Origin of the sequence: [Clostridium] scindens ATCC 35704 (assembly GCF_004295125.1) — a bacterium.
Taxonomy (GTDB): domain Bacteria; phylum Bacillota; class Clostridia; order Lachnospirales; family Lachnospiraceae; genus Clostridium_AP; species Clostridium_AP scindens.
On sequence record NZ_CP036170.1, the window covers coordinates 3,175,424 to 3,201,632 of the forward strand.

Below are 26,209 nucleotides of genomic sequence, written 5' to 3' on the forward strand. Positions count from 1 at the left end.
ACTTAATGCCTCCTACCCTATCATCTGTAAATGTTCTGCGATCGGCCCCAATGAAAGCGCCGGGAAGAAACTCAATGCTCCAACCAGCAGAACGATGAAGATCAATAATCCTACGAACATCGCATTGCAGGTTGACAAAGTGCCTGCTGTCGTCGCTACTTGCTTCTTCCTTGCAAGGCTTCCCGCAATGGCCAGCACTGCCATCATAGGCACGAATCTCACCAGAGCCATTATAAGCCCCAGAGAGATATTGAGAAATGGCGTATCTGCGCCAAATCCCGCAAATGCCGAACCATTGTTGCCCCCGGCTGATGAGTAGGCGTACAGTATCTCGGATAATCCATGTGCGCCCGTATTATTCAGGCTATCCAGATTCTGCGGAAGAACTGCGGCAATACCGCTTCCGATCAATATGGCTACCGGCGTGGCAAGGCATATGACGCAGGCCATCTTCATTTCAAAAGGCTCGATCTTCTTGCCCAGATATTCCGGCGTCCGCCCTACCATAAGGCCTGCTATGAAGACGGTCATGATGGCAAATCCAAGCATGCCATATAATCCGCAGCCGGTACCTCCAAATACGACTTCTCCAAGCATCATAAGAAGCATGGGAATCGCGCCTCCTAAAGGGGTATAAGAATCATGCATGGAGTTGACGGATCCATTGGATGCAGCCGTCGTAAATACCGCCCATGTAGAACTGGCTGCGATTCCGAACCGGGATTCTTTTCCTTCCATGTTACCGCCGCTCTGTCCATCTGTCGCCTCAATATTGACCTGCCCGTCTGCCATAAGCTGCGGCGTCGCATTCTGCTCGGCTATGGCAACGCCTGCAAGCGCCAGCACCAGCATGATCGCCATAGCCGCAAAAATGGCACGGCCCTGCCGCCTATCCTTCAACGCCTTTCCGAAGGTGAAGCATAATGAAACCGGAATCAGCAGGATGGAGATCATCTCCAGCATATTTGAAAAAGGCGTAGGATTTTCAAGCGGATACGCCGAATTGGTTCCGAAGAATCCTCCTCCATTGGTTCCCAGCTGCTTGATGGCAACCTGGCTGGCCGCCGGTCCCATCGGAACGGTTGCCTCCGTTATCTCTTCTCCATCCTCTGCCCGGACCGGTTCCAGAAGCCGGACCGTCTCATATTCCTTCATATTCTGAACGACTCCCTGAGAAGCCAGGCCCACGGCAACTACAATGGACAACGGAATCAGAACATATAATACGATTCTGGTAAGATCCGCCCAGAAACTGCCAAGCCCTTCCTTCTTCACTTTAATGAATCCGCGGATCAGTGCGAACAGCACTGCGATTCCTACAGTTGCGGATACAAAGTTCTGCACCGTAAGTCCGGCCATCTGTGAAAAGTATGACAGGCCAGTTTCTCCGCTGTATGCCTGCCAGTTGGTATTGGTCACAAAACTGACGGCCGTATTGAATGCAAGATCCGGACTCATACCGGGAATCTTCTGGGGATTCCAGGGCAGGAACCCCTGGCACATCAGAATGGCGAACAGCAGAAGGAAACTGAAGATGCTGAACATCCCAACGCTTGCCGCGTATTTCTTCCAATTCATCTGTTCATCTTGGTCCACCTTAAGTATCTTGTAGATGAGATTCTCCACCGGGGAGATAATTTTGCCAATCCATACTTTCTCTCCATTCATAACCTTTGCTATGTAGCCCCCCAGCGGGATGGCCAGGGCAACAAGTATTACAAGGTAAAGTACATATTGGATAATTGAATTTGTCATTTTTTTCTTTCCTCCTACAGCGTATTGCTTATATAGCAGCTATTTCTGTCCTATGCCGCCTGGACCTTCTTTTTGACCGTCCTCAGGCGTCTCAGAAAAAAACCGGATTTCTCTAAAAGGGTGGGCCGCCTCTCTGTCAGGCAGTCATCCGCCGTATAGGCCGGCTTAACATCCTTTTCGCTGTCATAGAGGGAATAGGCATCTATATTCTGGCTTGCTGGCATGAATGTCGGATCCAGCGACCATGCCGCGCGGAAATGCCGCATTGCATCGGGATGATGCCCCTGGCTCTCCAGCACGATTCCCAGCAGGTTATGGGGTACCGCGCTGTTGGGGTACCGTTCCATATATCTTGGGATCAGTTCCATACAAGAATCCCAGTCCTTTTCTTCTACATATTTTTTCACCTTCATGCATAGGTCTGTCATCACTTCGTCATTCACTTGCTTTTTCATATCGATTACCTCCTGATATCTTATCTTCCTTTCCTTAATCTCAAGATAGCATGGAGCATATAAAATGGGTGTTAAAGGGATGCCCGTTCGTATTAAAATGAAATTAAAAGATTTCTTTGAAATAAAATTGATTTATTGCCGGATTTGTCGTAAGATAATTATGTTCTAGGTCCATGTATTGATAAGGGGAGGATATAATGGAGAACAAGAATTATTATGATATTTTAGGGGTATCTGTGAAAGCCACGTTGGATGAGATTACTGCCGCCAAGAACCTTCTAGCCAAAAGATACCATCCTGACGTAAATATGAAACTGGGAGTTGACACGACGGAGCAGATGCAGGAGATCCTGGAGGCCTACCGCATCCTTTCAGATCCCAAGAAACGTTCCGAATATGACAGGGAGATTACCGGACGAACAGCTGTCATGCAAACCTTCGACCTGCGTAATGAGGAGGAACCCGAGGAGGATTGTGCCCCTACTTTTGTTACATACTGGAAGGCTGCCAGCGCGCTGTACGATATTATTGTAGAAAGCGACGCCCTTTTCAAGGAGAAGGACCGCTCCAGCCGGCTCGCCCAGCTGTCCATGCAGGCTATCAAATACGTCATCTTGCTGCGCGGCGCCAGCATTCCGGAAAAATACTGGCATCCTGATATTATGAACTGGCTTCTTTTCACCTGGTATAAAAACCGAAACCTTACCATTGCCTATCTTCTCACGCTTTACGATGACTATGTAAAAGAGAAAGTCCCGGTGGTTGAAAAGTTAAGGCTGCAGAAGAATGCCTTCCAGTTCCAGCACTCTGTAAAACGGCTGGTAAAATATTAAGTCAAATCATCTCACACATTGAAACCCCTCGCATATTATGTACTGTAAATATCATAAACGGAGGATTTCAATATGAGCGATTTAAGTGCTACGAACTGTGGATGTGGCTGTGATTCTGTAGGAAGAGGAGGAGACTGTGGGTGTGGCTTTGGCAACAACAGCTGTATCTGGATCATCCTGCTTCTTTGTTGCTGTGGCGGCTTCGGCGGCAACGGCAATGGATGCGGATGCTGCAATGACAGCTGTATCTGGATCATCCTGCTTCTCGTTTGCTGTGGCGGCTTCGGCGGCAACGGCAATGGATGCGGATGCGACTGCGGATGCGGATGCTAATCCTTTTCTGACTTAAAAAGAACCCTGCCTATAGGATTTTCCTATGGGCAGGGAAAAAGGAGACGGAGTATATCACTCCGCCTCCTTTCTTTTATCCTGATGTGAATTCTTTGACTCATCCTCTTTGAGTTTCTCTTCATCAAGACGTTTCTTCAGCATGCATTCCTCATCGATCTCGTACACCGCATTTCCTTCAATGATTAATTTCCTATTCATGGGCCTGTCTCCTTTACATACTTCATTCCTACCTTATAATATATGGAAATCTTTATATTTAGTTTGGGCATATTTCATAAAACCCATTCTCGTAACATATATATTTACAACGTTATTTTAAGGAGTGCCTATGGAACGAAAACCACCGAAGCCGATGACCCCTTTTGACAGCATGGTCACGCCGCCTTATCTGTATTCTTTAAAACTGCTGCTTCCATACACTCCCCAATCCATGCAGCGTTTTATGGCAATCTATATAAAGTTCCTGGAATTAAGGCACACTATGGAATATTTCCACGGATTTTCCTCCCACGGCCCTTCCTTTAGAATAATAGATGAACTGAAGCCTTTCATGGAACCGGGAGAAAAAGAAATGATGGAACAGATGGAAGCCATGATGAATATGATAGAAATGATGCAGGGAATGCAGGAAATGTCCGAGGCTGCTTCCCAGAATACGGATGGCTCCGCAAGCCAGGGCTTTGGCGCCTTTAATCCCATGGATCTGATGAAAGGCATGCTAAGTCCCGACCAGCAGGAAATGTTCAATACGTACAGCAGCATGTTTGACGAAGAAATGAATCAAGCCAATTCGGACAATCAGAAAGGAGAATCAGACAATGAATGATTGGATTAACCATCCCGCAATGAAGAATATCGACCCGGTGAAGCTGGAACTGATCAAGACCGCGTCCAAGCAGACCCAGGGCAAGTCAGGCAAGTCCCTGGCTCCCGTGATGATGGCGCTGATTACCAGCGCCAACAAAAAAGGCGTCCGTTTTACCCCTGACGAGATGTCCCTGATCATTGCCGTTCTCAAAGAAGGAAAGCCCAAAGAAGAACAGGATCAGATTGAGAACATGGTAAAGATGGTGACCACCTACATGAAAAAGGGCGGCGTCTAGGCAGTGTCCTGATACCACCGGGCAGCCCCGCCGCTTTCCAAGCATTTCAAAAAAAAGCAAGGCGTGCAGTTTATACGCCTTGCTTTTTTATATCTAGAAGCCTTCTTCTTTTCTCATCATACGGATTTCGCGTCTTTTTTTTGCTCTCTCCCACTCTTCCCGCTCTTCGTCAGTCTCCAGTTCAAGCCTTGGAACCTGGGTCGGCTTATCGTTTTCATCCAGTGCCACCATTGTAAAGTAAGCATGGTTAATTGGCGTGCGCTCCCCCTCCAGGGACTCCTTATAGGTATCCACCTTGACTTCCATGGAAGTATTCCCCACATATGTCACCTTCCCAATGATGACTACCACGTCTCTTTGGTAGGCGCCTCTTAGGAATCTTAAGTTATCAACAGAGGCGGTGATCACGTTCATATGGGTATGCCGTTTTCCCACCAGTCCGGCCACCTCGTCAATCCACTGCATCAGCATGCCCCCAAACAGGCGGCCTGCCGCATTCAGGTGGTTAGGCCGGACCATATGAACGGTCTGCACCATTGTTTCTGATACTTTTTTACTCTTTATACTCATTTATGACACTCCAATCCATATACTTTGGCAAGTTCCATGTATTCCTGCAGATTTGCTTCATCTTCGCAGAATATCGGAAATTTCAAATCATAGTTTCCCCACAGCATCGCTTTTTTATCAGCAAAATAAAATGTTGAAAACAGCCAGTTTCTGGCCGTGGCCACAACAAGAAAGTCCAGCATCCTTTCCTCTTCCAGCGGATAATATACCTGTCCGTCGGATGCTTGGAACGCTTCTGCCATTTTAAGCTGCGGCCCATTAAGGCATGCCCGGAATCTTTCCTGGGACTGCGCATCCAGGACCGGATAATAGAAGTCCGCAAAAACTGCCCCCTCATTTACGCTGTATAGTCTCCTGATGAAAACAAGCATATCAGATTCGTTATTTGCAGATATAATAGCGCTTCTGTATAACGCAAATGCCTCATCCAGCTTCCCGGCATGCAGGCATCCTGCCTCCAGCAGTTCTTCCTTCGATATTGAATGTACCATGACTTGCCCTTCCCTACTGTTTCCTACAATTTCTTTCTATTCTTTTCTTGCCAGGCTCTTTCATTATAGCACAAGATTTGATATACTTAAATTAATTTTATGTACTTTCCATTGTACAATTCTACAGATAGATGACACATAATCAAAGGAGAAAAGCGTATGAGGAACATCAAATTAACGATAGAATATGACGGCAGCCGCTACCAGGGCTGGACACGCCTTGGCAAGGAAGAATCCAATAATACGGTATCCAACAAGATAATAGAAGTCTTAAGAAAGATGAGCGGCGAATATCTAATCGAACTGAACTGCGGATGTCGCACGGAAGTAGGCGTCCATGCCTATGCCCAGATTGCCAATTTTAAGACGGAGTCCAAGATGGATGTCCTGGAGATCAAGCATTATCTGAACCGCTATCTTCCCATGGATATCGCTATCACGGAGGTTGAGGAGGTTCCGGAACGTTTCCACGCCCAGCTCAATGCCGCCTCCAAGACTTACGTCTATCGCATGACCATCGATGATGTCCCCAGTGTATTTGACCGGAAGTACACCTACCACTGTTTTAAGATACCTGACAAGCGGGTGATGCAGCAGGCCGCCATGCTTTTAATCGGAACGCATGATTTCAAGAACTTCTCCACCGCGAAGAAGAGCAAGTCCACGGAACGCCAGATATTTGAGATCGAGGTATATGGGGATACGGAGGAGATGCAGATTCTGATACATGCGGATGACTTCCTGCACAATATGGCGCGCCTCATCATAGGCACGCTGATGGATATCGGCTTTGGCACCAGAAGAAAGGAAGATATCGAGGAGATTTTCGCGGGAAGACAGCTGGCAAGCGCCCCCTGCGACCCAAAGGGACTTTATCTTCAGGAAGTCGCCTATTAAGGCAATCATAATAACGCCGTAACCGTAATCATCAGATTTACGGTTACGGCGTTTTGTCGGCTTACTGTCTAAGCCTCTGTCACTTGCGCCAAATATTTATTTTGCCTCAATAATTACGGCATTCATATGTTCCAGTCTTTCCAAATCTGCTTCGGCAAACTCTTTGTCTGTAATAACAGCGCTGTAATCTCCTAGAGTATTGATTCTTGTCATTGCCTGTCGTCCAAACTTGGATCTGTCTGCCGCCAGATAGGATTTTCTGCACTGTCTGGGCGTTTCCCTCTTTAGCCACATCTTATCTATCGTAGGAGTCATCACTTCAAAATCTTCATTGATGGATGCCGCGCCGAAAAAGCCCGCATCGAACTTAAAATCCGCCAGCATCTGGGTTGCATAATGTCCAAACATGCTTCCGGTAGATTTCTGTACACTGCCGCCACAGATAAAAAGTTCCGCGTCGCTGTCCTTAATAAGCCTGGCGATCTCCAGATCATTGGTAACGATCAGGATTCCTGGGATGTCTTTGATCAGTCTGGCGATCTCATAAGTCGTGGTCCCCGCATCCAAGAAAACCGTATCTCCTTCTGAGACATACGAAAAGCAGCATCTTGCAATCTTCTCTTTTTCTTTTTTATGGCTGGTCAGCTTATCCTCATAGGTAACTTCCTGCTTTGCCATCGCCCCTCCGTGGCATCGCTCTATTCTGTCATCCTGCTGTAATTTTACCAGATCCCTCCGAATGGTCATTGGGCTGACACTGAGTTCCTTTGCCAGTTCATCTACATGGACGCTTCCCTTCTTGCGGATGACATCCACAATCCTGGACTGCCTTTCTGCTGCAAGCATAGCCCCACTCCTCTCTTCAAAAGCAAATATACAGCGGAAGACTCTCTCCCGCTGTATCTATATTACTCTATTACATGAAAATATTCAATATTAATACTTCCACTACGCCGACCGCCCAGGCAACCGTAGATGTTAAAGACCATATTGTCAGCTGGTCTTTTGCCTCGCTTACTCCAAGCGTCCTGTTGACCACCCAGAAATAACTATCATTAAAGTATCCAAAGAACAGGGAGCCCACGCAGCATGCCACCGCGCCCAGCAGAGGACTTACGCCTGCCGCGATCACGATCGGGGCAGAGATGCTTGCGGCTGTTGTCATAGCGACCGTGCCAGAACCCTGGATGAAGCGCATTGCCGTTGAAATCAGAAGCGGAAGGATGATGATCGGAATCGCCGTCTTTGCAAGGCCTTCTGCCATATATGTACCAAGTCCGGAATCCTTGATGATCTGTCCAAGGGCTCCGCCGCCACCGGTAACCAGCATGATGATACCTGCAGACATCATTCCTCGTTCCATCTCCGTTACCGCCGTATGCCGATCCAGCTTCCTTCCCAATGTAAAGATTGCCACCAGAAGTCCAAGCCCTACCGCGATAATCGGCTGTCCAAGGAAAATGAGGATTTCCATAAATCCTTCTGTCTTTCCAAGTGCGCTGGCAACCGTATTGATCAGAATCAGCACGATAGGCACGATCAATGGCAGGAATGACTCTAATGTTCCAGGAAGTCCCTTTACATCCATTGAGAATGCATTCTCGTAATCCGGCTCCTGATAAGGAAGTTCTACGATCTCTCCCTCATCATTCGGAATCCGGTAATATTTCTTAGAAAGATACAGTCTCGCATAAGCGATACATGCAATTGCCATCGGAAGTGAGAGCACCAGTGACAGGAGGATAAATTTTCCTACATCAATGTCAAAGATTCCGCAGACTCCCAGCGGCCCCGGTGTCGGGGGAACCATGGAATGCGTGATGACAAGGCCCGCCGCAAGTGCGACTCCAAGCCCGATGATGGACTTCTTTGTTGCCTTTGAAATCGCTTTTGCGATAGGTGCAAGTACTACAAATCCTGAATCGCAGAATATCGGGATCGATACAAGGAATCCAGTCAGAGCTAATGCTTCCTCTTCCCTTTTCTTGCCAAATAACCTCAGAAATGTATGAGCCATTCTTTTTGCAGCTCCTGTTGCTTCAAACAACTGGCCCATCATAACGCCAAAGCCGATGATAATGCCAATGCTTCCCAGCGTTCCTCCAAAGCCGGTGGTAATGGAATTTACGATTCCAAAGGCCTTGCCATCTTCCAGCGTAATAGTGGAAAGCGGCATTCCGCCGACAATCCCAACGATAACTGTACAGATAATAAGTGCCAGAAACGCCTGTACTTTTGTTTTTAATACTAAAAATATCAGGATGGCAATACCGATTGCCAGTCCAACCAACATTCTTTCCCCACTAAGTCCGTTTACCATATTCGTTCTCCTCTTCCTTCATTAAAGAATTACTTTGTAAAATTTGGTGCGTATTTCGCCGCCAACAAGATGGCCTCGATCATGCTGACAGCGCTTACAATTCCTTTTCCGGCAATATCAAACGCTGTTCCATGATCCACAGATGTCCGAAGGATCGGCATTCCATTAGTAATCGCAATCGTTCTTTCAAAGTCAAGGGTTTTCGTTGCAATATGCCCCTGATCATGATAGAGGGACAATACGCTGTTATACTTGCCCAAGGCTGCCTGATGGAAGACCGAGTCCGCCCCAATAGGCCCGACTACATCATATCCTTCTGCTTTAAGTTCCTCGACCGCCGGAGTGATCTCATTAACTTCTTCCCATCCAAACAGACCATGCTCTCCACTATGCGGATTCAGTCCTGCGATTGCCATTGTCCCGTCCGTTACGCCCAGCCTCTTCAAGGCTTCCAGGCACCGTTTTACATAATCCTTGATTCGTTCTTTCGTAATCATATCCAGCATCTCTCGCAAGGATACGTGCCTGGTCAGGAAAAACACGCGCATTCCATTCGTCTCAAACATGGTCAGAGGATCCTCGGTGCCGGTAAGGGCGCCAAAAATCTCTGTATGGCCGATGTAGTTGATTCCGCCTGCGCGCAAAGACTCCTTATTGATTGGCGTGGTAGCGACAGCATCAACCTTGCCGTCATTTGCAAGTTCAATACTTTTTGCAATGTATTCATAGGCGGCCTTGCCGCACATTCCATTGACCTTGCCAAATTCAAAACCGGCCATATCAACATTGCCTAAGTCGATCAGATTGAGGATTCCCTCCCGGAAGTCTCCTTCTTTCGGCTCGTTGATAACATGGACTCTAAGATCCGCTCCTGTGATCTTAATGGCATTTTCCACGATCGTCTTGTCGCCAACGATAATGCATCCTGCCACATCCGCCACTTCTTTTGAAGCGACTGCCTTTGCGACAATTTCCGGCCCGACCCCTGCCGGATCCCCAATTGGTACTGCGATTAATGATTTTTTCATAATTCTTCGTCCTTTCATTGATAAAATTCAGATTCTATATATACAGTTTTTCTTTCAGATAGGTAATACATTGATTGATCGCATCCCGCCCGCCCTGGCTTCCGCCTTTGGTAATGATATGCACGCCTTCGAACTCTCCTTTCAGGAACTGTCCATAAGCGGCCAGCGGCAATACTTCATCCATCAGGCTCAGGCCGGCAGTCTTAAATCTCTGGCACACGGCAACTGTAACATCTCCGCCGCTGGTATAGAGCCCCTTAAATGCAGGCTCCGCCTTGAATATCCTATAAGTAATCTCTGCAAAAGCACTGTTAATTATTCCTGTCACGGTATCAAGGGTGCATTTGTCGCGTTCCATATATGGCTTGAAATCTATCCGGTTCTCAGGATAGATGCCATCGCCCGTCACGGTACATACCACATTCTTGTCGCATTCTTTAAGGATGGCTTCTGTTGCCCGGACAATTTCCTCCTCTCTTCTTTCCTGCCCCTCCAGCAATTCCTTCGTATTTACAAATACATTGTGGGTTCTCTGGGAGAGCCAGAGTTCTTCCATCTGTACCTTTGTATTTGGATTGACGCTACCCACCACAGCAAGAATCCTATTCTTTTCTTTCTTCTTGGCAGGCACGATCAGTTTTCTGGATAGCGTAGCTGTAAATACGCCGGGATCAACCGCCACAGTCTTTAATTTGCTGGTAATTACAGCATCTGCGATCAGATCCAGATCCTCCTGGGTCACACAGTCCAGAACCAATATCCTGCTTCCTTCTGACACGAGTTTATTCATCCGGTCAGCCAGATAGTGTTTTCCATGCATCATATCCCTCATCATTATGGAAGATACTTTGTACTTGCTTTGCTGTGCAAACAATACCGCCGCCTCGGATATCGTGACCGGGGTCTTCGGATCAAGAGCAATATCCGTCTTATGAAGCGGCATCCCATTGACCAGCATATATCCTCCGATTACGACTCTGCCTGAGGATGGAAAGCAGGGCGCAACGATAGCCACATATTCCTCCCCCAGACAATCCAGCATGGCATCCGTCTCGCTGCCAAGATTCCCTCGCAGCGTACTGTCAATACGCTTTGAATACACCTTGACATCCTTTCCCTTCAGCAGATTGCACACGTTATGTACCCGGTTGTACGCGATTGTCGGCTCCACTCCCCGGCTGTCCGTGGGATAGAGCACGCAGTCGCAGTCCGTCAGGGTTGACAGTTCAATCCGTTCCGTATTCATTACCGTGTAGGCTTTGTAGTTCATCTTCTTCAGAAGTACTCCGGTGGCATTCGCTCCTGTTAAGTCATCTGCTATTACAACACATTGAGGCATCAACTAGCTCCTTTCACATAACAAATGTTCTTTTATGTTTATATTGTACTTCCGATGTTCGTTTTTGTCAATTTAATCTAAATTTTATCAATATTTCCGTAAAAGCGCACAATAAAAACTGTTCGTTTATGTTCATTATGAACAATTACTTAATCATCAATACTTCAACCGCTTCTTTCAGCGTAGTGATTTCTCCTACGTTTCCCGGGAAGATTACATACGGAGTCATAGGAAACTTGCTTTCCTGCCCTGTCTGCCACACAGGAATCCCCGGCTTTATCTGTCCCAGCACATTGGCCTTTTTTACTGCAAGCGCTTTGGTTCCTACATCGCTGGATGTAATTCCTCCCTTTGCAATGACAAAGCTTGGCGTAACGCTTAAGCGGCCTACTAACGACTGGACTGCATCAGATATTTTTACAGAGAGCCGAAGCTCGTCTTCTTTGTCTCCGGTGTCAGCGGTGATCAGAGCGCGGCTTGTGTAGCAGCATACTGTCTTTCCTTCCCTGATGCATGCTTCTTCCTGGTCAAGACATCTTTGCACTTCTGCTTCAAATGCCGCGTCATCTTTTACAAGTGTGGCATCCAGTTCAATAAATTCAATGCCGTCCAGTTCTTTTAATGCCTCCACCTGTTTTGTCGTCTTGTCCGTATGGGAGCCTACGACTATGATTCCTCCCTTGTCCGTTTCCCGGACTACCATTTGGCCTCTGGTAAGAAGAGGCTGATCTGTAACCGCGCCCATTACCTTAACAATGGCTGCCGCTGTACGGAACATGAAGACTTTTCCTTTTGCCATTGCCCGGTAAAGCGCTGTGCAGAATACTTTTACATCCGCATAACCAACAGCATTTACCACGATCTTATTAAAATCCTTGACAGCCATCAGCTGCGCTTCAATCTTATCAATATCCATATTGTGGATATCTTCCAGGGATATGCAGGTTACATCCGCAGCCTTATATGCCCCTTTCGTCTTTTCCTCCACATATTCCGGCACGGTCGCAGCCGTATAACCGAAAGTCTTATCCTTTGCAAATTCTGTTTCATTGGCTGGAATCAGTTTCTCCCCATATTTGACATAATGTACGTTTTCAACCGTATATCTTCCTCCTTCTTTAAAGAATGGACAGAGAATCTCTCCGTCGATCGTCTTGCCCGTGTTCTTCTCATATTTATCCTTCAGAAGTTCCGTCTCCAGCGGATAATGGCCGCGCAGCGTGCTGTCGCTCCGGCTGATGAATATATATTCCTTCCCGGTCTCTTTTGCAACCTGGTCTACCACTGACGCGATCTCATTGTGGGCCTTCGTTGTCTGCTCTACCGTAAACCCTCTTGAGTTGGTCAGGACATAGAACAGGCTGTTCTCCTCGTCAAACCCCTGCCGGATGCTGTCTTTATCCCAGTTTGTGTAGACGGAGATATCATGAACCGTCTGCACGCCTGTCGGGTCGTCATCCAGCACCACAATCTTCTTATTGCTTGCCTCGATCTCTTTCTTTAACAGGCCGTCAATATAGGCCTCATCAATTTTCTTATATGAGGTCAATGCCTCTGCTCCAATTGACATATCTGTATCCTCCCGCTGCTACTATCTTAGTCCTATATCTTTAGTCGAATTTCTTTACTTCAACGTCTGCCAGTTTCTCAAAATACTGTACGATGCCGGCATGGTCATCTTCCATATGTCCATGGATTTTTAATGTCTGGAGAATCTCATAGAGTTGAGCGGTATATGGTATCGGTACATCCACCGCATGTGCGGTATTTACCACATTCTTAATATCCTTATGGTTAATTCGGATTGGACCGCCCGGCTTGAAATTGCGCTCTACGATCATCGGGATCTTAGCATCCAGAACCGCGCTTCCTGCCAGCCCGCCCCGGATCGCTTCATATACTTTCTGTGGATCTGCCCCTGCCTTGGCTGCCAGTACGAAAGCTTCCGATACAACGGCGATCGTATTATTTACGATAATCTGATTGGCAAGTTTGGTAACACTGCCGCTTCCGGAACCGCCGATTAACAAGGCAGAAGAGCCCAGGATATCAAAGTATTCTTTCAACGCCTGGAAATCTTTCTCTTCTCCTCCTGCCATAATCGCAAGTGTTCCCGCGACCGCTCCCGGCTCGCCTCCGGATACCGGTGCATCTATGAATCCGACGCCCTTCTCTTTCAGCCTAGTATAGCATTCCTTAGATTCTACCGGCGTAACCGAGCTCATATCGCATACAATGCTGCCCGCCTTTAAAGTAGACGCAACTCCGCCCTCATCAAAAAGAATCGATTTCACGATATCGCCGTTTGGCACGATTGTGAACACCACGCCGCATTCTGCCCCGATCTGCGCATATGTACCTTCTTTCGCACCGGCAGCCACAACGTCGGCAACAGCTTCTTTGTTCAAATCCGCTACCATCAGGTCAACGCCTGCCTTCACCATATTCTTTGCCATAGGCCTTCCCATAATTCCAAGTCCGATAAACCCTACTTTCATTTTCCTCTTCCTTTCTTTGTGTTCATTATTGTTCACATTGAAGCAATCTGTTCATTACTTCTGTTCTTATCTCCACTCTACTACATACCGGTATACCGGTCAAGTCCTTGTTTTCTTTTCTCTGTTTTAACAGTTTTCAGTCTTTATTTTTGTACATTCTGCATATAATCCTCCTTCCCCATTTGTTATTTTTTTAACATTTTATACAATCATTTTCAATTGCCTGTATCACTGTCTATTGACCCGTTTCTCTGTTTGTTGTATGATATTTACAGACTTTAGAAATGTATTTTTTACACTCATTTCGTTAAAAAAATGTTTATTATAACTTAAGGAGTACTTATGATACCGTTAAACGAACAAGCATACCAGCATCTTCAGAATCTCATTATAACCAACAGGCTTTCCTATCAGGAAATCTATTCAGAAACCAAATTATCAAAGGAACTGGGTATATCCCGTACTCCGTTCCGGGATGCCATCCATCGGCTGGCCCAGGAAGGCTATATTGATATTATCCCAAGCAAAGGCTTTATGCTGCACCAGTTGAGCCGCAAGGATGTCAATGAGACATTCCAGGTACGTTCAGCCCTGGAATCTTACTGTACCTTGCAGATTTCCAAGACTTTCCAAAGCCGGAATGCGAAGAAATTATTTAAGGAATTGGATGGGATTATGGAAAAACTGAAACGCGTACTGGATTCTACCCAGTCTATTAAAGAATTCTGCGAGTACGATTTCCAGTTCCACACGAAAATCATAGAGTATCTTGACAATGAACAGTTCTGTTCTATTTACAATACCTTCATGTACCGGATGCGGAGACTTGCAGAACTCTCCCTCTCCCATAAAGGAAGAATGAAAAATACTTATGAAGAACATCTTGCAATACTGAACGCCATGAAATCAGGCGATACAGAGAATATCTTTGATGTAACCTTAAAGCATATGGAAACTCCAAGAGGAATTAACTTGGAGGATCTATAAAAAAGGGAAGCCATCCTATCTGGCTTCCCGGAGTTCCTTCACATACAAACTATGTCATATTGGGGGAATTCCTCCTTAACAAGCCAGGCGAATACGCACAGTCGGTATGTATGCTCTGCCACGCTCTCCTGTCACCCGCCGGAGATCCAGGAATGCCGCGTGCGGCACTTTAATTTTTCTGCAAGCGCCAGAAATTCTGATAATGTGCGATAATCCATCTTCTATCCCTCTATAATCTTGACATAGAATGTACGGTTTCTGGGTCCGTCAAATTCGCAGAAATACACATCCTGCCAGATGCCAAGCACCAGTTCTCCGTCATGCAAGATCAAAGTCTGGGACGCCCCCATGAAGCTGGTCTTAATATGCGCGTGGGAATTGCCTTCCATATGCTGGTAATACCGCGTCCTGGTAGGAAATGATTCTTCAAGTCCATACAGCATGTCATGCACGACATCCGGATCCGCGTTCTCATTAATGGTAAATCCCGCCGTCGTATGGGGAGAATAGACAACGACAATTCCTTCTGATATGTGACTCTTTTTAATATCTTCCCGGATCATATTGGTAACTTTGGACATCTGCTGGGAATCGCTTGTCGCTATGTGGTGTTCGTAGAGATTCATCTTCTTTCCTCCTTGTTCTGCTAGGCTTCCAGGTATTCTATCAGCGCCTTGTATTCTTTCTTCATAGTCTTATAGCCATGCTCATAGAAATGCATCAGCGTATCATAATCCTTCTCAAGCCTTGACACCGTAGGGATCAGCGGCCTGAGCACGAATATTCTTCCTTCTTCCTCCAGCCGTTCCACCAGTTCCATCTGCCTGTTATACACATGGTTGCGCCGTATGGTGGTGCGCACCAGATTCGGATACTTCTTATAGGCTCTCCGGTACAGATTGGCTACCGCCTTCGTGGTAGGCTTCTTGCGGTATCCCGGATTCCTGGTCAGGATCAGAACAATCTTATCATTTCCTTTCTCCAGCGCTCTTTTAATCGGAATCGAATCCGCCAGCCCTCCGTCCAGATAGGGAATACCGTCCACATTCACGATGGGGGATACAAGCGGCATGCTGCTGGAGGCCCGGCACAGTTTCATAAGCCTGTCTCTGTCGCCCTCTTCCTTCATATATTCTGCCCGTCCAGTCTCACAGTTCGTAGTCACGATCTCGCACTCCATCTCCGAGGCAAAATAAGTATCAAAGTCAAAGGGAAACAGTTCATTGGGATACTTGTCAAATACCATATCCATATCTAACAGGCTCTTTTCCCGTATGAACTTAGTAAATCCATAATAATAGCTATATTCTTTCTCCTTGTGTATCATGCAGTCCCTGGTTCTGCCGGGCTGCTTTGAAACATAGTCCACTCCATTGCAGGAGCCGGCCGATACGCCGATCACATGGGACAGATACAAATCCTGCTCCATCAGATAATCCAGGGCGCCTGAAGTAAACACTCCCCTGGTAGCCCCTCCCTCAAGTACAATCGTTGCTGTCGTCATAATTTTATACCCCGCTTTCTTACTTGCTATTATATACCCATTTTCATAAGAAATGAAACTGTATCTTCTCCAAATCTCTCAATTTCCGGAAATTAATTGCTATTTTACATGATATTTGTTAAGATAGGCTGGATATATAATATGAAAAGATCAAATATATAAGGAGCATACAGATACTATGATCAGTACAAGCAATGTGACGCTACGGGTCGGCAAGAAGGCCCTGTTTGAAGATGTTAATATCAAGTTTACCGAAGGAAACTGCTATGGCCTGATTGGCGCCAACGGCGCGGGAAAATCTACCTTTCTGAAGATTCTCTCCGGACAGCTGGAGCCAACCAAGGGCGATGTCATCATCACGCCGGGGGAGCGTCTGTCTTTCCTCCAGCAGGATCACTTCAAGTATGACGAATATCCCGTCCTGGACACTGTAATGATGGGAAACGCCAGGCTTTATGAGATTATGAAGGAAAAGGAAGCCATCTATGCCAAAGAAGATTTCTCAGATGAAGATGGCATAAAAGCCAGCGAGCTGGAGGCGGAATTCGCCGCCATGAACGGATGGGGGGCAGAATCCGATGCCGCTACTCTTCTGAATGGCCTTGGCATTTCCACGGAATATCACTATGAGATTATGAAGAATCTGAATGGCCCGGAGAAGGTCAAGATCCTTCTTGCCCAGGCACTGTTCGGCAACCCGGACATTCTGCTTCTGGATGAGCCTACCAACCATTTGGATCTGGACGCCATCGCCTGGCTGGAAGAATTCCTGATCAATTTTGAGAATACAGTCATCGTCGTATCCCATGACCGGTATTTCCTGAACAAAGTCTGCACCCAGATTGCAGATATTGACTATGGAAAGATCAAGCTTTATGCCGGAAACTATGACTTCTGGTACGAATCCAGCCAACTTCTGATCCGTCAGATGAAGGAAGCCAACAAAAAGAAGGAAGAAAAGATCAAGGAACTCCAGGAATTCATCTCCCGGTTCAGCGCTAATGCTTCCAAGTCCAAGCAGGCGACTTCCAGAAAGCGGGCTCTGGAGAAGATCCAGTTGGATGACATCCAGCCATCCAGCCGTAAGTATCCGTATATCGACTTCCGCCCGAACCGCGAGATCGGCAACGAAGTCCTGTCCGTAGAAGGACTCAGCAAGACCATCGACGGCGAAAAAGTGCTGGATAACCTCACTTTTACCCTGAACCGTGAAGACAAGGTAGCCTTCGTTGGAAGCAATGAGCAGGCCAAGACCACGCTCTTCCAGATTCTTACCGGCGAGATGGAGCCGGATGAAGGAACTTATAAATGGGGCGTCACCACATCCCAGGCCTACTTCCCGCTGGACAGCGGAGAAGAATTTGAAAATGAGTATACCATCGTAGAATGGCTGACCCAGTACTCTGAGATCAAGGACGTAACCTACGTCCGGGGCTTCCTGGGACGTATGCTCTTCTCAGGGGATGACGGCGTCAAGAAGGTAAAGGTACTCTCCGGAGGCGAAAAAGTCCGTTGCCTTCTGTCCAAGATGATGATCTCCGGAGCCAATGTGCTACTCTTGGACGAGCCCACCAACCACTTGGATATGGAAGCTATCACGGCGCTCAATAACGGGCTGATCAAGTTCCCGGGTGTGATTCTGTTCACCTCCCATGACCATCAGATCGTGCAGACCACTGCCAACCGTATCATGGAGATCGTGCCGGGCGGCAAGTTGATCGACAAGATCACCACTTACGACGAGTACTTGGAAAATGACGAGATGGCCAGAAAGAGACAGACCTACACCGTCCAGAGCGAGGAAGACGATTAGGAATCAGAAAATTCACTATGCGGAAAGGCCGGATGAGAGGGCATAATATTGCCATCTCATCCGGCCTTGATTTATCTTTCTTATAAGTTCTATCTTCCTAGCCTCTCCTTCAGCATCTTATAGATCCGGTCAAACTCCCGCTGCATCCCGTCTCCTTTGACAGCGGATATGATCTCATGGCGTTTCCCCTGCCAGTCTGTAAGGAAGAGCACCTTTTTTACCTCTCCCTGGATCCCTACCTCCACCTTTTCCATATCTGCAAAAGCGTAGATAAATATGTCATCTTTATAAACCAGAATATAATCTCTGGCGATGATAACATGGCAGTCCGAAAATTCTGCCACGTCGGGAGCGATAAGCTGGCGGAAGAACTCTTCTTTATCCTCGATCTGATCCAGTTTGCCTTTCAACTCGCTCCTGGCTTTTATATTCGTCATTGCAAGAAACGCTCCGCCCACTGCCAGAATAACCGTAATTACAATATTGGAAAACAGGCAGATAAAGGCCACTGCCAGAAGGCTGCCCCAGACAATCATGCCCGTCTGCAGCCTCTTGGCCCTCTCCTGAATAAAATCATAGTATTTCTGCTCGCCTGCCGTCTGAATTCTCATCGTAGCACCCCTCTTTTCTGCCTGCCTAGCGAATTCGTTCCGGGAAGCCGATCTTCTTGTGGACTTTCCGCAGGGTCTTATTAGCGAAGTATCCTGCTTTTTCCGCATTCTCCTTAATAATTCCGTCAATATACGCCTTGTCTTTCTCAAGCCTTGCCACTTCGTCCTGCAGAGGCTTCAGCACAGACACTACTGCCTCTCCTACCGCCATCTTGAAGTCTCCATATCCTTTTCCATCGAACTCTTTTTCTACTTCTTCTGCCTTCTTGCCGGTACATGCGCTGTAGATATCAATCAGATTCTTGATTCCCGGCTGCGTATCCCGGTATAGAACCTGGGCCTCGGAATCCGTCACGGCGCGTTTGCACTTGCGCATGATGGTATCCGGATCATCCATCAGATAGATGCTGGCATTGGGATTCTCGTCGGACTTGGACATCTTCTTGGATGGTTCCTGAAGGCTCATGATTTTCGCGCCTACTTTTCCGATGTATGCTTCCGGTACGGTGAATACATCCCCATAAATATTATTAAACCGTTCAGCAATGTCTCTTGTGATCTCAAGATGCTGCATCTGATCCACTCCTACCGGCACCACATCCGCCTGGTATAGAAGAATGTCCGCGGCCATAAGCACCGGGTAGGTGAAAAGCCCGGCGTTGATATTATCCGCATGCTTTGCCGACTTATCTTTGAACTGGGTCATCCGGTTCAGTTCTCCCATATAGGTAAAGCAGTTCAGGATCCACGCCAACTCTGCGTGGGCGGATACATGCGACTGGTAGTAGATGCAGTTTTTCTTTGGATCAAGCCCTGCCGCTATATAGAGCGTAAGAAGCGCTCTTGCCCTCTTTCTCAAAGTGGCGGGATCCTGTCTTACCGTGATGGAATGCATATCTACAACACTGTAGAAACATTCATATTCATCACTCAGCGTAACCCAGTTCTTCAGTGCCCCCAGGTAGTTGCCAAGCGTCAGATTCCCGGTTGCCTGCATGCCGCTAAATAATACTTTCTTATCGTTAATCATCTTCTCTTCCTCCATGTCTTTTCTATTCTTCCCATGGCTCTATCTCATCGTCATAATAGGCCACATTCTCTGATATGATCCGGGGTATGCCGTCCGTCACTTCCACTTCCGTCACGGCACAGTTCTTGTGGACTCCCACGCCCCAGTACCTGGACAATTCCTCGCCCCGGATATTGTTCAGCAGGCCAGCCAGCGCTGCTCCATGAGTCGTGATTAATATGTTGCTCGACTGATACTGTCCTCTGCCGCAGATATCCTTTAGGAACTCGCCGGTACGCTCTCTGACATCTATAAAATCTTCCCCGCCGCAAGGGGCTTCATAGTGCACAGGATCATCAAAGAACCTCCGAAACTTCTCCGGCAATTCCCAGTTGCTCTTTGAGCAGCATTTGCCCTCATAATCTCCAAAGGACATCTCGATAATTCTCTGATCCTCCAAAATAGGCGTCTTTCTGCCTTCCAGAATCAGTCTGGCCGTCTCCTTTGCCCTGCCAAGCGGGCTGGTATAGCATACTTCAAATGGAATGCCCGACAGTCCCTTTGCCGTCTTCCTCGCCAATGATCTTCCAAAATCATTGAGCGGAATGTCCACCTGGCCTTGAATTCTCCTCTTCTTATTCCAATCCGTCTCGCCATGCCTGACAATATATAACTTCATCATATGCCTCCTTAACGTACCTTGTTAGTATATCATACCTTCGAATGTTTTTCATAGTAAATTCACGTCAAAAATGCTATAATAACAACGAAAAAGAAAAGGAGCGTGTAGTTATGGAAAAAATCACAAGTTTTACAATAGACCACCTTCGCCTGGTTCCAGGCGTGTATGTATCCAGGATCGACTATGTAGAAGGCCATCCGGTGACCACCTTTGACCTGCGCATGACCAGCCCTAATGACGAGCCGGTGATGAACACCGCTGAAGTCCATACCATAGAGCATCTGGCAGCCACATTTCTTCGCAACCATGAAGAGTATGCAGACAGGACGATCTATTTCGGTCCTATGGGATGCCGGACCGGATTCTATCTGATTCTGTCCGGGGAGTATCAGTCCCAGGACATCCTGCCTCTCATGAAGGAAATGTTTGCATTCATAGCAGGCTATGAAGGAGATGTTCCAGGTGCCAGCGCCAGAGACTGCGGCAATTATCTGGATATGAATCTTCCAATGGCAAACTATCTGGCCCGCAAGTATCTGAATGAAGTACTGGAGAGCATCACCGAAAACCAACTTCATTATCCCGAATAAAAGAACTGCGGCGAAGCAGGCCGGATGTCAATCATCCTTGCCGCGCTTCGCCGCAATTTTATTATGCAGCACTGCTCTTATCTCAGTCTTTCGCCTCCATTAGGCCGTGGTCAATAATATAGCGCACCACATCTTTCACCTGAACCATATTCTTAACGTCCCGTATATCGATCTCCTTATCGCATCTGGCCTCAAACGCACAGACCATGTTAGCCAGATCCATGGAGTTAAATGCCAGATCATTGACAAATTCCGTGTCCATGGTAAGATTGTCTATGCCTGTGACTTCGTAGACCACCTCCCGGAGGACCTCCAATACTTTTTCCTCCATCTATCCCGTCACCTCCCTGCGTTTTTTCTTCTGAATGGATGTCTTTTTAAATTCCGACTCTGTAAGCTTGACTGACTGGATCCTCTTATAATCAGGAAGCCGGTTATTCAGTTTTGTAATTTCCTCCTGAACCTGTTCCAGCAGCTGGAAGGTATCATTCGTGTCAGCCCGTTCCTCATCAATGCAGATGAGCGCGGACAAGGTGACATCGTCTATGGCGTTTCCGGCCGATGCCCCATATACCATGACTTCCTTGACCAAAGGAATCTCCTGGATATATCCTTCCAGTTCTTCCGGCACAACCTTCTTGCCATTGCTGAATACAATCAGGTTCTTTTTTCTTCCGCAGATATGAAGATAGCCTTTTCTGTCCTTGTAGCCGATATCTCCCGTATGGAACCACTCATCGGTAAAACTCTCCTCTGTCAGTAGGGAATTCTTATAATATTCTTTAAAGACAGATGGGCCTTTTACCAGAATCTCTCCGTCATCCAGCCGGATCTGCGTCTGCGGAATCGGAAATCCCACAGAAGCGGGGTTATTCTTTTTATTCATATTGCTGCCTATGAGCGGGCTGCATTCTGTAATTCCATATCCCTGGTAGACTCCGACACCGTACGCCTGCAGTTCTTCGGCAACCTTGACGCTTAACTGGGCGCCACCGCAGGGGATAAACTTAAGGTTCGGCCCTACCAGCTGCTCCAGCGCCTGCTCCTGATACGGACTGCATGGAAGATGCATTTTCTTCCTTCTCGTATACTTTTCAACCGCCTGCATCGCCTGTTCCCTGGTACCGGCAATTTCCTGGCGCCGGTGCACTTCTTTCAGAAGATTTTCCATAATCATCGGCACTGCAACCAGTGTATCCGGCTCATAGAGCCTTAGATCCCTCATCAGCGTCTTAAGCCCAGTATTCATGCAGATATCCGCCCCCTGTGATATCCCGTCCAGCACTCCGCACACGAGGGAGTAAGTATGATATAGAGGCAGCGGATTGAACAGCCGCTCTCCCACCTTCACCAGCGACTGGGTATGGCAGGCATTGAACATCATGTTGTACTGAGACAGCACCACCGGCTTGGATACGCTGGTGGTTCCTGACGTATAGACGATAGCCAGCGGATCGTCTTTTTCCACTTGCGGGCAGAATGAAAAGTCTTTCCACTGATTCTTCTTTTTCAGTTTCTCCCCTTCTTTAAGCAGGTGGTGATAGGAATTCTCTGCTCCTTCGCCGCGCATGATGACATACTGCATCTGGCTTTCCTTAAATACATCAAGGAATGCCGCATCCACAAACACGCAGCAGGCATCCGCAAATTCCGTCATTGCCAGAATCTCATCCCCGGCCTGGTCTATGTCCACTGCGATGGCTACGCCCCCAATGCAGCCTACTGCGCAAAAGACAACCACCCATTCATAGGAATTCTCCCCTACGATGGCCACGTGCTTCTTGGCCAGTTTCTTCGTCAATAGCGAACCGGCCAATGCCCGCACGTCTGCTACGAATTCCTCGAACTTCACACTGTGCGCCTGTCCTTTTAAGTCATAGGTGGTGATTACGCTTTTTCCACGGTGCCTCTGTTCTACATCCATCAGGCACTGGGGCAGCGTCTGGTATTCTGTTACCTGGTTATAAATGATTTTCTGTCCCATATTCTTTCCTCTTTATCTTTTATACATAAGTCCACTGTAATTCTTCGCTGATTGCATCATATCTTTCCAGCACCTTCAGAAATTCCTCCACCAGTTCTCCATCAAACTGCGTCCCTCTTCCTTCCTTCAACTGCCTTATACAATCCTCAAAGGGCAGCCTCTTTCGGTAATGCCGATCCGACATCATGGCATCAAACGCGTCTGCGATGCATAGGATCCTTGCCTCTTCCGGTATATCCTTTCCTTTCAGTCCTTTGGGGTATCCTGCCCCATCATAGCGTTCATGATGGGCGCATACGATAGCGCCCAAGTTATCAAACATGGTCATGCAGGAGAGGATCTCCTCCCCCACTCCCGGATGTTTCTTAATACTTGCATACTCTTCTTCCGTCAGTTTATCCGGCTTGCACAGTATGGCATCCGAGACTCCGATCTTGCCGATATCATGCAGCAGGCCTGCCACCCGTACCTGGTTGATAAATTCTTGATTCCTTCCCAGTTCCTTAGCCAGTTCCACGCAGTAGCGGGACACTCTGTCAGAATGGCCTCTTGTGTACAGATCCTTGGCATCCACCAGAAGCCTGAGCGCCTCCACCGTCTGCATATAACTGTTCTGTATCTTCGTGTTCGCTTCTGACAGGCACTTATTATTCGCGTTAATCAGCAGACGAAGCAGATTATTATGCAGCGCCGCACTTACCTGCTCCGCATAGACGCTCAGCAGTTCCATAAGAGTCGGATCCTTTTCGCCCGGCTTGCTGATCCCCAGGATTCCTAAGACGACTTCCTTCCGGTCCGATAGCGGGATCATAAGCCGACGGTCATCCGCTATTATCTGTCCGCGATCTATACTTTCATAGATGGCTGCTATATCTCCTTCATATTTCTCCTTTGCGATCTCTTCAAAGTCTTTGTCATAGCAGCCTTTTCCCTGAAATATATTTTCCGGCAGATCCAGCAGTTCTATATCCGTCAGTACATTATCCGGCTTGATCCAGACAAAAACATCCTTGCAGCCAGACAGTTCCGCCAGTTCTTCCAGTATCCCCTGTGCGATCTCTTCTATGGGAAGCATCTTGTGCATCGGCGGAATAGAAGAAAGAATCTGTGACAGCCCTTCCTTATAGCGGTATATGGTATTCATATGCTGAATAGACTTTACGCAGCTTTCCACCAAAAGTTCCAACTGATCATAGCGGTCGCTCTTCTCACAGTACCCCTGTATATCCAGTTCTCGAATGGTGTTAAGCGGCGGAGCTAGTTCTTTATGTCCAGTCAGCATGATCACGAATATCTTCCGGTCAAATTCCCGCAGTCTTGCCACCACTTCATCCCCACAGATAGGACTCATGATAAAGTCCAGCAGAAGGATGTCATAATGCCGAATCTTAAGCTGCTCCAGCGCCCGCAGCGGATTGGACTGGGTCTCTACTTCATAGCCCATAGACCGGAAATTTGCCCTCAGCGCATCCAGTATATTCTGATCATCATCCAGGATCATCAGTGTATATCCATTTTTCTTTTCTCCAGTTTTGTTTTTGCGCATCTTATTTACCCTCTTCTTCGTAACTTACTCGCCTTCCATTGGTATCGCGGCATAGAACGTAGCACCGCCTTCTTGATTATTCTCAAACCACATCTTGCCACCGAACTTTCCTCTGACAATCTCCTCCGAACTGTACAATCCTAATCCGGTCCCCTTAATACCTTTCGTCGTGTACATAGATCGGAACAGTTTTCTGCCTACTGTCTCGGATATTCCCGGACCGGAATCTCTTACCGAAAGGATGACTTCTTTCTCCTCTTTGACTGCCGTCAGAATAATGTTTCCCCCGTGCTCCTCCATTGCATCGCAGGCATTATCCACCAGGTTATTCAGGACTTGTACCAGATTGTTCACATCTCCCCTGATCACCGTGTTTTCCGGCAATTCGTCCTTAATCATAAGGTGGCAGCCGTTCTTGACCAGTTTGCCCTTCAAGAACATCTGTACCCTTTTAAGTGCCTCTTCAACGGTGAATTCGCTTTCCGAAGACGTGCTGAGGTTCGTGGCCATGCCTTTTACCGTGGTGATAATATCTGACATATACGAGCAGCATTCCTGGATTTTTCCCAGCCACTCTTTCATTTCCCCGGCAATCTCCTGATGATCCTCGAGGGTAACTTCCGGGTCGCCGATACTGTCATAATATTCCTTTACCAGATTATCCAGCGCCTTTACATCTCCCGAGATCGCCATGATAGGAGTCTTTAAATTGTGGGATATGCTGCCTATCATCTGTCCCAAAGAAATCAGCCGCTCTCTTTCCATGGCACGGCTTAAGTTCTGCTGCTTGCGCTTCATCTCCTCCTTAAGACTGGTAACGTCCCGGAACATGGCTATGACGCCAATCAGGCGGTATTTCTGCAAAATGGGCGTAAGTTCCACAGAGTAATAGATCTTCCCTTTATCGCCCAAAACTGCCTGCTCATAGGATATGGCATGAATGGACTGCTTGCACACGTCAAAGAAATTCAGAAGATTGTAGATGACATTCTTCTTCCGTTCTTCCAGTTCATCCACAATGACGTTCAGATAGGAATTCACGCTCATTTGATAGGAAGCTCCGAATATATCATCGAACACCGCATTCGAATATATGATGCAGCTGTCTGCCGAAAGGATGACATAGCCTTCCGAGATATTGTCCACCATATTCTGGAGGGCAAGCGGCTTGATGTTCAGGAAATTCAGGTAATAAACTGCAATTCCATGACAGACTATGGTAAACAGGAATGCAATCGGGGTTGCGGCGATCGACAGATACACAATCTTTAATGTGACCAGCACGTTTACCGCCAGTGGTGCCAGAAGCCCTCCGATATACAGGCTTACCTGTCCGAACACTCTTCTGTGGCGGTTCCGGAATCCGTAGCGCATCATGATGAATACAGACAGAATACAGTAGATATAATACTGACCTCCCGACAGGATAAACAGCGGCCCAAACCGAACCTCCGAAGCATAGATGGAAAAATGCTTATAAAACAGGTGGTGAAGCGGGTTCGTAAACACGATCAGCGAAGTAAAGACTGGTAGCACATAAATCAGCCAGTAACACCGGGGAATCTTCATCAGATTCTTCGTATAAGTGATGGATGTCATCAGTATGGTCACCACCATCAGCGCTGAGCAGCTGCAGGTGATCGCATCCAGCACCTGCAGGCTTCCCAGGCTGTTAGTGATGGTCATTCCATTGATTGCGATCAGCCAGATCAGAAGGCAGATTGCAGAAAATAAGTAAAGTTTCTGAACAGCCAGTAATTTCCCCTTAATTATGCAGCTGATAATGAAAAATGCCAAGACTGCCACGGCAATATCCATAATATGGGCTGTCAGTGTCGTCATA

General features: G+C 47.3%; 28 protein-coding genes. 8 read left to right on the forward strand and 20 right to left on the reverse strand.

The window, feature by feature from the left end; translation table 11 throughout:
* Window positions 1–12: 12 nt before the first annotated feature.
* Complete coding sequence (kdpA, locus tag HDCHBGLK_RS16345; RefSeq protein WP_004606678.1) at window positions 13–1,755, reverse strand: potassium-transporting ATPase subunit KdpA; 1,743 nt, start codon at window positions 1,753–1,755, stop codon at window positions 13–15.
* A 50-nt stretch (window positions 1,756–1,805) separates the two neighbouring features.
* The gene (locus tag HDCHBGLK_RS16350) at window positions 1,806–2,210 is read right to left on the reverse strand and encodes a hypothetical protein (protein WP_004606677.1); all 405 of its coding nucleotides are present in this window, start codon (window positions 2,208–2,210) and stop codon (window positions 1,806–1,808) included.
* A 197-nt stretch (window positions 2,211–2,407) separates the two neighbouring features.
* Between HDCHBGLK_RS16350 and HDCHBGLK_RS16355 the strand changes: the two genes are divergently transcribed.
* Window positions 2,408–3,043, forward strand: coding sequence for a J domain-containing protein (locus HDCHBGLK_RS16355; protein WP_004606676.1), 636 nt, complete (start codon window positions 2,408–2,410; stop codon window positions 3,041–3,043).
* A 72-nt stretch (window positions 3,044–3,115) separates the two neighbouring features.
* Window positions 3,116–3,376, forward strand: coding sequence for a hypothetical protein (locus HDCHBGLK_RS16360; protein ID WP_004606675.1), 261 nt, complete (start codon window positions 3,116–3,118; stop codon window positions 3,374–3,376).
* A 72-nt stretch (window positions 3,377–3,448) separates the two neighbouring features.
* On the opposite strand, the gene HDCHBGLK_RS19065 is transcribed toward HDCHBGLK_RS16360, so the two are convergent.
* Entirely contained in the window at window positions 3,449–3,592 is a 144-nt protein-coding gene (locus tag HDCHBGLK_RS19065) for a hypothetical protein (RefSeq protein WP_004606674.1), read from the reverse strand.
* Window positions 3,593–3,722: 130 nt separating this feature from the next.
* Here HDCHBGLK_RS19065 and HDCHBGLK_RS16365 point away from each other — a divergent pair, with 130 nt between their 5' ends.
* The gene (locus HDCHBGLK_RS16365; protein WP_004606672.1) at window positions 3,723–4,220 is read left to right on the forward strand and encodes a hypothetical protein; all 498 of its coding nucleotides are present in this window, start codon (window positions 3,723–3,725) and stop codon (window positions 4,218–4,220) included.
* Complete coding sequence (locus tag HDCHBGLK_RS16370; protein ID WP_004606671.1) at window positions 4,213–4,497, forward strand: hypothetical protein; 285 nt, start codon at window positions 4,213–4,215, stop codon at window positions 4,495–4,497. Before HDCHBGLK_RS16365 ends, HDCHBGLK_RS16370 begins: the two co-directional genes overlap by 8 nt.
* A gap of 93 nt (window positions 4,498–4,590) precedes the next feature.
* Here the strand turns inward: HDCHBGLK_RS16370 and HDCHBGLK_RS16375 are convergent, their stop codons facing one another.
* Window positions 4,591–5,067 (reverse strand): acyl-CoA thioesterase, encoded by a 477-nt coding sequence (locus tag HDCHBGLK_RS16375; RefSeq protein WP_004606670.1) that lies wholly within the window; start codon window positions 5,065–5,067, stop codon window positions 4,591–4,593.
* Window positions 5,064–5,558, reverse strand: coding sequence for a hypothetical protein (locus tag HDCHBGLK_RS16380; protein WP_004606669.1), 495 nt, complete (start codon window positions 5,556–5,558; stop codon window positions 5,064–5,066). Before HDCHBGLK_RS16380 ends, HDCHBGLK_RS16375 begins: the two co-directional genes overlap by 4 nt.
* Before the next feature lie 159 nt (window positions 5,559–5,717).
* Here HDCHBGLK_RS16380 and truA point away from each other — a divergent pair, with 159 nt between their 5' ends.
* Window positions 5,718–6,455 (forward strand): tRNA pseudouridine(38-40) synthase TruA, encoded by a 738-nt coding sequence (truA, locus tag HDCHBGLK_RS16385; protein ID WP_004606668.1) that lies wholly within the window; start codon window positions 5,718–5,720, stop codon window positions 6,453–6,455.
* A gap of 96 nt (window positions 6,456–6,551) precedes the next feature.
* On the opposite strand, the gene HDCHBGLK_RS16390 is transcribed toward truA, so the two are convergent.
* From HDCHBGLK_RS16390 to garR, 6 genes are all read right to left on the reverse strand, one after another.
* Window positions 6,552–7,301: a DeoR/GlpR family DNA-binding transcription regulator gene (locus HDCHBGLK_RS16390; protein ID WP_004606667.1), complete on the reverse strand. Its 750-nt coding sequence runs from the start codon at window positions 7,299–7,301 to the stop codon at window positions 6,552–6,554.
* A 70-nt stretch (window positions 7,302–7,371) separates the two neighbouring features.
* Window positions 7,372–8,775, reverse strand: coding sequence for a GntP family permease (locus tag HDCHBGLK_RS16395; RefSeq protein WP_004606666.1), 1,404 nt, complete (start codon window positions 8,773–8,775; stop codon window positions 7,372–7,374).
* Window positions 8,776–8,804: 29 nt separating this feature from the next.
* On the reverse strand, window positions 8,805–9,803 hold the full coding sequence (gene pdxA, locus HDCHBGLK_RS16400) for a 4-hydroxythreonine-4-phosphate dehydrogenase PdxA (protein WP_009249310.1): 999 nt from the start codon (window positions 9,801–9,803) through the stop codon (window positions 8,805–8,807).
* 34 nt (window positions 9,804–9,837) lie between these two features.
* Window positions 9,838–11,142, reverse strand: a complete 1,305-nt coding sequence (locus tag HDCHBGLK_RS16405; RefSeq protein ID WP_004606664.1) for a four-carbon acid sugar kinase family protein — start codon at window positions 11,140–11,142, stop codon at window positions 9,838–9,840.
* A gap of 145 nt (window positions 11,143–11,287) precedes the next feature.
* Window positions 11,288–12,712 (reverse strand): four-carbon acid sugar kinase family protein, encoded by a 1,425-nt coding sequence (locus tag HDCHBGLK_RS16410; protein ID WP_004606663.1) that lies wholly within the window; start codon window positions 12,710–12,712, stop codon window positions 11,288–11,290.
* 40 nt (window positions 12,713–12,752) lie between these two features.
* Window positions 12,753–13,640: a 2-hydroxy-3-oxopropionate reductase gene (garR, locus tag HDCHBGLK_RS16415; RefSeq protein WP_009249311.1), complete on the reverse strand. Its 888-nt coding sequence runs from the start codon at window positions 13,638–13,640 to the stop codon at window positions 12,753–12,755.
* A 342-nt stretch (window positions 13,641–13,982) separates the two neighbouring features.
* Between garR and HDCHBGLK_RS16420 the strand changes: the two genes are divergently transcribed.
* Window positions 13,983–14,627: a GntR family transcriptional regulator gene (locus HDCHBGLK_RS16420; protein ID WP_004606661.1), complete on the forward strand. Its 645-nt coding sequence runs from the start codon at window positions 13,983–13,985 to the stop codon at window positions 14,625–14,627.
* A gap of 221 nt (window positions 14,628–14,848) precedes the next feature.
* Here HDCHBGLK_RS16420 and HDCHBGLK_RS16425 read toward each other — a convergent pair whose 3' ends face one another.
* Together HDCHBGLK_RS16425 and HDCHBGLK_RS16430 are read right to left on the reverse strand one after the other, a co-directional pair.
* Window positions 14,849–15,253, reverse strand: coding sequence for a secondary thiamine-phosphate synthase enzyme YjbQ (locus tag HDCHBGLK_RS16425; protein WP_004606660.1), 405 nt, complete (start codon window positions 15,251–15,253; stop codon window positions 14,849–14,851).
* Window positions 15,254–15,273: 20 nt separating this feature from the next.
* Window positions 15,274–16,131 carry a patatin-like phospholipase family protein gene (locus HDCHBGLK_RS16430; protein ID WP_004606659.1) on the reverse strand — a complete coding sequence of 286 codons (858 nt, stop codon included), beginning with the start codon at window positions 16,129–16,131 and terminating at the stop codon, window positions 15,274–15,276.
* A 178-nt stretch (window positions 16,132–16,309) separates the two neighbouring features.
* Between HDCHBGLK_RS16430 and HDCHBGLK_RS16435 the strand changes: the two genes are divergently transcribed.
* Complete coding sequence (locus HDCHBGLK_RS16435) at window positions 16,310–17,944, forward strand: ABC-F family ATP-binding cassette domain-containing protein (RefSeq protein ID WP_004606658.1); 1,635 nt, start codon at window positions 16,310–16,312, stop codon at window positions 17,942–17,944.
* 89 nt (window positions 17,945–18,033) lie between these two features.
* Here the strand turns inward: HDCHBGLK_RS16435 and HDCHBGLK_RS16440 are convergent, their stop codons facing one another.
* Genes HDCHBGLK_RS16440 through HDCHBGLK_RS16450 form a run of 3 tightly spaced genes read right to left on the reverse strand, consistent with a single transcriptional unit; the run spans window position 18,034 to window position 20,243 of the window.
* The gene (locus HDCHBGLK_RS16440) at window positions 18,034–18,555 is read right to left on the reverse strand and encodes a hypothetical protein (protein ID WP_004606657.1); all 522 of its coding nucleotides are present in this window, start codon (window positions 18,553–18,555) and stop codon (window positions 18,034–18,036) included.
* Between the two features lie 25 nt (window positions 18,556–18,580).
* Entirely contained in the window at window positions 18,581–19,585 is a 1,005-nt protein-coding gene (trpS, locus tag HDCHBGLK_RS16445) for a tryptophan--tRNA ligase (protein WP_009249617.1), read from the reverse strand.
* A gap of 22 nt (window positions 19,586–19,607) precedes the next feature.
* The gene (locus tag HDCHBGLK_RS16450; protein ID WP_009249618.1) at window positions 19,608–20,243 is read right to left on the reverse strand and encodes a histidine phosphatase family protein; all 636 of its coding nucleotides are present in this window, start codon (window positions 20,241–20,243) and stop codon (window positions 19,608–19,610) included.
* A 113-nt stretch (window positions 20,244–20,356) separates the two neighbouring features.
* On the opposite strand from HDCHBGLK_RS16450, the gene HDCHBGLK_RS16455 reads away from it, so the two are divergent.
* The gene (locus tag HDCHBGLK_RS16455; RefSeq protein ID WP_009249619.1) at window positions 20,357–20,836 is read left to right on the forward strand and encodes an S-ribosylhomocysteine lyase; all 480 of its coding nucleotides are present in this window, start codon (window positions 20,357–20,359) and stop codon (window positions 20,834–20,836) included.
* Between the two features lie 82 nt (window positions 20,837–20,918).
* On the opposite strand, the gene HDCHBGLK_RS16460 is transcribed toward HDCHBGLK_RS16455, so the two are convergent.
* From HDCHBGLK_RS16460 to HDCHBGLK_RS16475, 4 genes are read right to left on the reverse strand one after another with little or no spacing between them, the layout of a single operon-like run.
* Window positions 20,919–21,167: an acyl carrier protein gene (locus HDCHBGLK_RS16460; protein ID WP_004606653.1), complete on the reverse strand. Its 249-nt coding sequence runs from the start codon at window positions 21,165–21,167 to the stop codon at window positions 20,919–20,921.
* Window positions 21,168–22,820, reverse strand: coding sequence for an AMP-binding protein (locus tag HDCHBGLK_RS16465; protein ID WP_004606652.1), 1,653 nt, complete (start codon window positions 22,818–22,820; stop codon window positions 21,168–21,170).
* A 19-nt stretch (window positions 22,821–22,839) separates the two neighbouring features.
* Entirely contained in the window at window positions 22,840–24,366 is a 1,527-nt protein-coding gene (locus tag HDCHBGLK_RS16470; protein ID WP_004606651.1) for an HD domain-containing response regulator, read from the reverse strand.
* A gap of 24 nt (window positions 24,367–24,390) precedes the next feature.
* Window positions 24,391–26,208, reverse strand: coding sequence for a histidine kinase N-terminal 7TM domain-containing protein (locus HDCHBGLK_RS16475; RefSeq protein WP_039909656.1), 1,818 nt, complete (start codon window positions 26,206–26,208; stop codon window positions 24,391–24,393).
* Window position 26,209: the final 1 nt, after the last annotated feature.